General features: G+C 28.4%; 1 protein-coding gene. It reads right to left on the bottom strand.

Translation table 11 applies throughout. The features are described 5' to 3' along the window. Nucleotides 1–40 precede the first annotated feature (40 nt). Nucleotides 41–1,096, bottom strand: coding sequence for a DUF2963 domain-containing protein (locus KTO59_RS04285; protein WP_284928819.1), 1,056 nt, complete (start codon nucleotides 1,094–1,096; stop codon nucleotides 41–43). Nucleotides 1,097–1,342: the final 246 nt, after the last annotated feature.

A 1,342-nucleotide genomic window follows, 5' to 3' on the forward strand; every position in this document is an offset into this window, starting at 1 on the left:
GGACGTTTATTTTATTTTTTATTTTTTTGTATTTTTCATATTATTTTTTTTCTGTTCCGTCGTCGTTATATTTTATAATTTTTTTAACAGTTTTGCCGTCGTTTTCGTATAATGTTTCTTTATTTTTTTGGCCGTTTTCGTTGTATTCGACAATAAACCTAATAGTTTTGCCGTCGTCTTTATAGAATGTTACTTTATTTTTTTGACCGTTTTCGTTGTATTCTTCAATTGCCAAAATAGTTTTGCCGTCGTCTTGGTATTTTGTTAATTTAATTATTTGGTTGTTTTCGTTGTATTCGCCAATAAAATGAATAGTTTTGCCGTCGTCTTGGTATTTTGTTAATTTAATTATTTGGTTGTTTTCGTTGTATTCTTCAATTGCCAAAATAGTTTTGCCGTCGTCTTGATAGAATTTTACTTTAGTTTTTTGGCCGTTTTCGTTGTATTCTTCAATTGCCTTAATAGTTTTGCCGTCGTTATATTTTATAATTTTTTTAACAGTTTTGCCGTCGGGTTGGTAGAATGTTTCTTTAATTTTTTGGACGTTTTCGTTGTATTCGACAATAAACCTAATAGTTTTGCCGTCGTCTTTATAGAATTTTACTTTATTTTTTTGGCCGTTTTCGTTGTATTCGACAATAAACCTAATAGTTTTGCCGTCGTCTTTATAGAATGTTACTTTATTTTTTTGACCGTTTTCGTTGTATTCGTGGATTGTAAAAATAGTTTTGCAGTCGTTATATTTTATAATTTTTTTAACAGTTTTGCCGTCGGGTTGGTAGAATGTTTCTTTAATTTTTTGGTTGTTTTCGTTGTATTCGACAATAAACCTAATAGTTTTGCCGTCGTTATATTTTATAATTTTTTTAACAGTTTTGCCGTCGTTTTCGTATAATGTTAATTTAGTTTTTTGGCCGTTTTCGTTGTATTCTTCAATTGCCTTAATAGTTTTGCAGTCGTTATATTTTATAATTTTTTTAACAGTTTTACCGTCTTCTTGGTATTCTGTTAATTTAATTATTTGGCCGTTTTCGTTATGTTCGCTAATAAAATGAATATTTTCACCGTCGTAAATGTATTTTTTTTTTGATTTCATTTTTTTATATTTTTCCTTTAATCGAAGATTTGTATTTCTCGCTTTTATTACAAACCGGTCGTACTGTCTAGTCTTTTTTTATAGAAAAGAGATTTTAAAAATATACAGAGTTAAAAAAACATTTACATTTTTTTATAACAGTACGCTGCGCAATCCCATATTTAGAAATTAAATTACTTTGAATAATGATATTTTGATCTATCATCTCTTGTTTAAATAATCCCCTTGGATCACCCTTGGATCCTG

Source organism: Candidatus Phytoplasma sp. AldY-WA1 (genome assembly GCF_020312115.2).
In the GTDB taxonomy this organism is placed as follows: domain Bacteria; phylum Bacillota_I; class Bacilli_A; order Acholeplasmatales; family Acholeplasmataceae; genus Phytoplasma; species Phytoplasma vitis.